This is a genomic window from Microbacterium sp. Kw_RZR3, assembly GCF_029222405.1.
Lineage (GTDB): Bacteria > Actinomycetota > Actinomycetes > Actinomycetales > Microbacteriaceae > Microbacterium.
Window position 1 is genome coordinate 21,880 of the sequence record NZ_JARHXC010000258.1, and the last position, 6,149, is coordinate 28,028.

The window sequence follows — 6,149 nt, forward strand, 5'->3', positions numbered from 1 at the left end:
GGCATGAGCTCGCTCGACGATCGCGAGCGGGCGCAGTCGCTCGCCTCGCCGCTGTTCGGCGACCGGTGGGTGCAGGAGCACGCGACGCTTCCGGTGCTGGAGGTCGTCCCGGCATCCGTTCTTGACGGAGTCGGGCGAGCCCCGGATGCCGGGGCCCCGGCGCCGGCGACGGACGCACCGCCCACGCGCGAGACGGTCTCCCTCGACGGAGAATGGCTGCTCGCCGGCGCTCCCGCCGGCCGCGAGTTCGCGATCGAACGCTGGTTCGGCGGGCAGGCCCCTCCCGCGCCCGTGGGCTGGCACCGCCCCGACACCGACCGCTCGTCGTGGATCCGCGCGACCGTTCCGGGGACGGTTCAGGCCGCCCTCACCGCGGCGGGCGAGATCCCCGACCCGCTCCTCCACGACCACACGCACGCCGAGCTCACCGAGCACGGTGTGCCGCGAGAGTGGCCGTGGTACTTCCGTCGCACCCGCGTCGAGGAGCAGCAGTGGTGGTACGCCCGGCGTTTCGACGTGCCGGCCGAGTGGCGCGGGGATCGGGTGCGCCTGGCTTTCGACGGCGTCGATGACGCAGCATCCTTCTGGCTCAACGGCGAGCCGATCGCCCGGCACACCGGCATGTACGGCGGACCCGACATCGACGTGACGGCCCTGCTGCGCGGCGACGGCACCGACGAGATCGTCGTCCGCATCGACACGCCCCCGCGCGACTGGCACGGCGTGCTCAAGCCCTCGCCGGGGTGGGGGTGGCACTACGGCCACCTCATCTCGATCGGGATCTGGCGCGGCGTGCGCCTGGAACGGGTGCCCGACCTCGAGCTCGACGACCTGTTCGTCTCGACGGTGCACGCCGCCGAGGTGGCGGCGCGGATCCGGGTGCAGTGGGACCTGATCGCGCACACCGACGGCGGTCCCGCTCCGACGCGCGTCCGCGTGCTCGACCCCGAGGGCGCCGTCGTCGCCGACGTGACGGCGGAGACCGTGGCATCCCGAGGCACGTCCCGGCACGCGATCGAGATCGACGTCCCCGGCGCCCGGCTGTGGTGGCCGTTCGGCTACGGCGCGCAGCCGTTGTACCGCGTCGAGGCGAGCGTCGACGGGTCATCGCGCTCGACGAGTGTCGGCATCCGCACCGTCGAGATGCGGGCGCTGCCCGAGGTGTCGGGCGACGACGTCTACGACTGGCAGTTCGTGGTCAACGGGCGTCCGCTCTTCCTCAAGGGCGCGAACTGGTGCTTCACCGACCCGATGGCCCGACGCGGGTTCGATGTCGACCGACACATCCTCGACCTGTGCGTGCGTGCGAACCTCCAGATGCTCCGGGCGTGGGGCGGCGGGACGATCGAGAGCGACGCGTTCTACGACGAGTGCGACCGCCGCGGCATCCTGGTGCTGCAGGAGTTCCCGCTTTCGTTCGGACTCGACGCCACGGGAGCCACCCTCGCCGTCGTCGACGAGCAGGCGTCGCGGATCGTCCGGCGTCTGCGCACCCACCCGTCCCTGGTGATGTGGGGCGGCGGCAACGAGAACCCCGAGACCGTCTCGGGCGACGACCTGCTCACCGTGATCGGCACGCGCGTGCGGCAGTACGACCCGACGCGGCCTTTCCACCGCACCGACCCGTGGGGCGGGAGCGAGCACTACTACGGCGTCTATCACGAGGGGCAGCCGGTCGAGGCGTACGCGACGCACGTGCCGCCGGTGTTCGGCGAGTACGGGCTGTCGAGTCAGTGCGACCTCGACAGCATGGCGCGCTTCCTCGACCCCGCGCTGCTGGAGCAGTGGCCGCCGCCCGCGCACGGCGCGATCCTGCAGCACCAGGCGCAGTTCTCGCTGTTCGACCTCTTCAAGCAGGCGCGCTACGCGCACTACGGACCCCTCACCGACTGGGCGACGTTCGTGGAGTACTCGCAGCTCGCGCAGGGCGACGCGTTGCGCTTCGCCTCGGAGCGCCTGCGCGCGCACGCCGGCACGCGCACCTCGGCGTACTGGTTCTACAAGGTCGGCGAGGTGTTCCCGGGCGCCTCGTGGGCGATCGTCGACTACTACGGCCGGGCGAAGCTGTCGTACTACCGCGCGCGCCAGTTCGGCGCGGCACGCTCGGCGTTCGCGGTGTACGAGCGCACGTCGCTCGGCGCGGGCGAGACGTTCTCGGCCGAGGTGCACGCGGCGAACGACACGCCCTCGGGGCTGACCGGTTCGGTGAACGCCCGCCTCTACGACGCCCGGTTCGGCGTGATCGCCGAGCGGGCGGCATCCGTGGATCTGGATGCCGACGCCCACGCGCTCGCGTTCACGCTCGAGGCCGAGGCTCCCGACGCAGGTCCGCTGGTGCTCGCGGTGTACCTGCGCGACGCGCACGGCGAACGCGTCTCGTCGGCCTGGTACGCGCTCAACGCGCAGCCGAAGAGTGCCGAGGTGGCCGCCCTCGAGGCGGAGCCGCTCGACAGCCTGACCGACCGCCCGATCGAGGAGCTGCTCGCGCCCTACGCGACCGGACCGGCGCCGCTGAAGGAGCAGCCCCGCACACGGCTCGAGGCCCGCTTCGCGGGCGGGGCCCTGCGCGTACGCAACGTCGGCGACGTGCCCGCGCCGATCGTGCTCGTCGACGGATTCCCGACGGCGCCGGGCGCGTGGCTCGACGACAACGCCTTCGGCCTCGAACCCGGCGAGGAGCGTCTCGTCGCGTTCTATCTGGCGGGGGCGTCGTGGGACGACCCGCGCGTGCGGGCGTGGAACGCGGATGCCGTGGCGGTGACGTTGTGACGGTGCCCCGCATCCTCGCGACCTGCGGCGGGTGGGCCGACGCCTCGTGGGGCGACCTGGCCTTCGGCCCGCTGCTCCGGCACGCGCTCGATCTCACCGGCGTCGAGGGGCGCCCTCGGATCGTGTTCCTCGGCACCGCGGGCGGCGACCAGCGCATCGACGAAGGCCGCGAGCTCGCCGCGGCGATGGCGGCGGGCGTGGATGCCGTGCACCTGCGCCTCTTCGGACGCACGGTGCTCGACCTGGCCGAGGTTGTGCAGTCCGCAGACCTCGTGTGGACGGGCGGCGGCAGTGTGGTGAACCTCCTCGCGGTGTGGCGCGCGCACGGACTCGACACCGTGCTGCGCGCGGCGTGGGAGAGCGGCATCCTGCTCGCCGGCACGTCGGCTGGGGCGCTGTGCTGGCACACCGGCGGCCCCACCTCGGGCTTCGGCGAGGTCCGCACGATCCACGACGGCCTCGGCTTCATCCCCGGGTCGCTCGGGGTGCACTACGACTCGCAAGCCGAGCGACGGCCCGCGCTTCATCGCGCGATCGCCGAGGGCACGCTCCCCGGCGGCTTCGGTCTCGACGAGGGCACCGGGGTGCTCTACGAGGGGACCCGCGCGGTGGACTTCGTCACCGAGCTGCCCGGGGGCGCCGTGCATCGGGTCGACCGCGACGGGGACGGGGCGGTCGAGGAGGCCGTGCCGACGCGGGTGCTGTGACGCGCCGATCGCTGCGTCGAGAACAGGGAACGCTGCGAAAACAGGGCGTCTGCGCGCGGTGCGGCCTGTTTTCGTGGCATCCCCTGTTCTGGTGACGTCGGCGGGGACGCCGGTGCCCGGCCGCCGGGGCCGGTGTCGGAGGGCACCCGTAGCCTGTGGGCATGAGTGATCTGGTGACCGGGGCCGACGGTGTCGTGCGGTGCGCGTGGGCCGGCTCCGACGCCGAGTACCAGCGTTACCACGACGAAGAGTGGGGATCGACGCTGCGCGGCGACCGCCCCTTGTTCGAGAAGCTGAGCCTCGAGGGCTTCCAAGCGGGTCTCGCGTGGATCACGATCCTGCGCAAGCGTTCGCGTTTCCGCGAGGTGTTCCACGGCTTCGAGCCGGCCGCCGTCGCCGCCTTCGGCCCCGACGACGTCGAGCGACTGCTTCAGGATGCCGGCATCATCCGCCATCGCGGGAAGATCGAGGCCGTGATCGGCAACGCGACCATCGTGGCGGGCATGGCCGAAGGAGAACTCGACACCCTGATGTGGTCGTTCGCCCCCGCGACGCATGAGCCGCCGCGCACGTTCGCCGAGGTCCCCGTGGTGACGCCGGAGTCCACGGCGATGAGCAAAGAGCTGCGCCGTCGCGGCTTCCGTTTCGTCGGGCCGACCACGATGTACGCGCTCATGCAGTCCTCCGGCATGGTCGACGACCACGTCGCGGGGTGCTGGCGCGCGGCGGCCTGACGCCGCGGTCGCTCAGGCGGACCCGTCTTCCCGCTCCGCGTCGAGCTCTTTGAGGCGGCGCAGCTTCGACCAGGGCACGAAGGCGATCCAGGCGACGGAGGCGATCGACGCGCCCATGATCATCGATGAGATGTCCATGCCTCGACGCTAGGGAAGGGGCCGGTCCCGCGGATCCGTCGGGCGACGGAGATGTGCGCTCACCCGCTAGACTGGTTGACGGAGCTTTCGCTCCTCGCGTCGTCGAACGCACCGGCCCCTTTCTCTCGGGCCTTTGACCTTCACGGCGAACGGATGCGCCACCCGGCGCCTTCGCCCCTTGCAGCCGCAGCATCGCGGCATCCCGAATCGCCGTGTGCGCGTGCGCCGCGGCAGGAGTATTCATGACGTCCCAGACTTTCGCCGACCTCGGCGTGCCCGCCCCCCTCATCGCCGTTCTCGCCGCCCAGGGCAAGAACGAGCCTTTCCCGATCCAGGCCGACACTCTGCCCGACACCCTCGCCGGGCGCGACGTGCTCGGCCGCGGAAAAACCGGGTCGGGCAAGACCCTCGCCTTCTCGCTGCCGCTCGTCGCGCGTCTCGCCGCGAACACCGACCGCCGCCGTGGCCGCAAGCCTCGCGCGCTCGTGCTCGCACCGACCCGCGAGCTGGCCAACCAGATCGACGAGGTCATCAAGCCCCTCGCCGCGGCCTATGGTCTGGTCACCGCCACCGTCTACGGCGGCGTGAACCAGAAGCGCCAGGTCGACGCGCTCGCCGCGGGCGTCGACATCCTCGTCGCCTGCCCCGGTCGCCTCGAAGACCTCATCGGTCAAGGCTTCGCGAACCTGAGCGACATCGAGATCACCGTCCTCGACGAGGCCGACCACATGGCCGACCTCGGCTTCCTCCCCGGTGTCACGCGCCTGCTCGCGCGCACGCCCGCCGACGGGCAGCGCCTGCTCTTCTCGGCGACGCTCGACAACGGCGTGGACAAGCTGGTCAAGCGGTTCCTGCGCAACGAGGTGCTGCACTCGGTCGATGAGGCGCACTCGCACGTCGCCGCGATGACCCACCACGTCTTCGCGCCGGTCGACGCGGACGCCAAGAAGGACCTCGTGCAGACGCTCGCCTCGGGCACCGCGCGACGCATTCTCTTCATGCGCACCAAGCACCAGGCCAAGAAGCTCGCGAAGCAGCTGACCGCCTCGGGCATCCCCGCCGTCGACCTGCACGGCAACCTGTCGCAGCCCGCGCGTGACCGCAACCTCGCCGCTTTCGGCGACGGCCGCGCGAAGGTCCTCGTCGCCACCGACGTCGCCGCGCGCGGCGTGCACGTCGACGGCGTCGAGCTCGTTGTGCACGTCGACCCGCCCGTCGAGCACAAGGCGTACCTGCACCGCTCGGGTCGCACCGCCCGCGCGGGCTCGGCCGGCGACGTCGTCACGATCATGCTCCCCGAGCAGCGTCGTGACACCCTCGACATCCTCCGCAAGGCCAAGATCTCGGCCACCCCGCAGCAGGTCACCTCGACCTCGCCCGAGGTCGTCGCCCTCGTGGGCGAGGTCGCCCCGTACGTCAAGCCCGAGCCCGTCGTCGCGCAGCCGCAGGGCGGGGGCCGTTCGCAGGGCGCCAACGCGCAGCGCAAGCGCGCGGCGCGCGGCGAGGGCCAGCAGCCCGCCGGCCGCTCCGGTGGTCAGGGCGGCGGCGGTCGTCGTCGCGGCGCGGGTGCCGCGGCATCCGATGCTCCGGCCGCGGGGCGCGCTCCCCAGGGCGGTCGCGGCGGTCAGCGCTCCGGCGCGGGCCGCGGTCAGGGCGCGGGCGGCGCGCAGCGCGCCGGTGCGTCCGCCGGCCGTCCGCAGGGCGCCGGCCGCTCGGCATCCGGCACTCCCACGACCGGCATGGTCGTCGGCGCCCGCAACCCGCGCACGAACCGTCGCGCCCAGGGCTGAGTCTTCATCCG

At 72.5% G+C, this 6,149-nt stretch carries 5 protein-coding genes; 4 read left to right on the forward strand and 1 reads right to left on the reverse strand.

Going from position 1 to position 6,149, the window contains the following annotated elements; all coding sequences use genetic code 11:
- Positions 1–3: 3 nt before the first annotated feature.
- The 3 genes from P2P98_RS14510 to P2P98_RS14520 all read left to right on the forward strand — a co-directional run bounded on the left by P2P98_RS14510 (position 4) and on the right by P2P98_RS14520 (position 4,210).
- Positions 4–2,769, forward strand: coding sequence for a glycoside hydrolase family 2 TIM barrel-domain containing protein (locus P2P98_RS14510; RefSeq protein ID WP_275800819.1), 2,766 nt, complete (start codon positions 4–6; stop codon positions 2,767–2,769).
- Positions 2,770–2,771: 2 nt separating this feature from the next.
- Positions 2,772–3,476: a peptidase E gene (locus P2P98_RS14515; protein ID WP_275800820.1), complete on the forward strand. Its 705-nt coding sequence runs from the start codon at positions 2,772–2,774 to the stop codon at positions 3,474–3,476.
- A 161-nt stretch (positions 3,477–3,637) separates the two neighbouring features.
- A complete protein-coding gene (locus tag P2P98_RS14520; RefSeq protein ID WP_275800821.1) occupies positions 3,638–4,210 on the forward strand; it encodes a DNA-3-methyladenine glycosylase I in 573 nt (190 codons plus the stop codon).
- A 12-nt stretch (positions 4,211–4,222) separates the two neighbouring features.
- Here P2P98_RS14520 and P2P98_RS14525 read toward each other — a convergent pair whose 3' ends face one another.
- A complete protein-coding gene (locus P2P98_RS14525) occupies positions 4,223–4,348 on the reverse strand; it encodes a hypothetical protein (protein ID WP_275044487.1) in 126 nt (41 codons plus the stop codon).
- Positions 4,349–4,590: 242 nt separating this feature from the next.
- Here P2P98_RS14525 and P2P98_RS14530 point away from each other — a divergent pair, with 242 nt between their 5' ends.
- Positions 4,591–6,138 carry a DEAD/DEAH box helicase gene (locus tag P2P98_RS14530; protein WP_275800822.1) on the forward strand — a complete coding sequence of 516 codons (1,548 nt, stop codon included), beginning with the start codon at positions 4,591–4,593 and terminating at the stop codon, positions 6,136–6,138.
- Positions 6,139–6,149 lie beyond the last annotated feature (11 nt).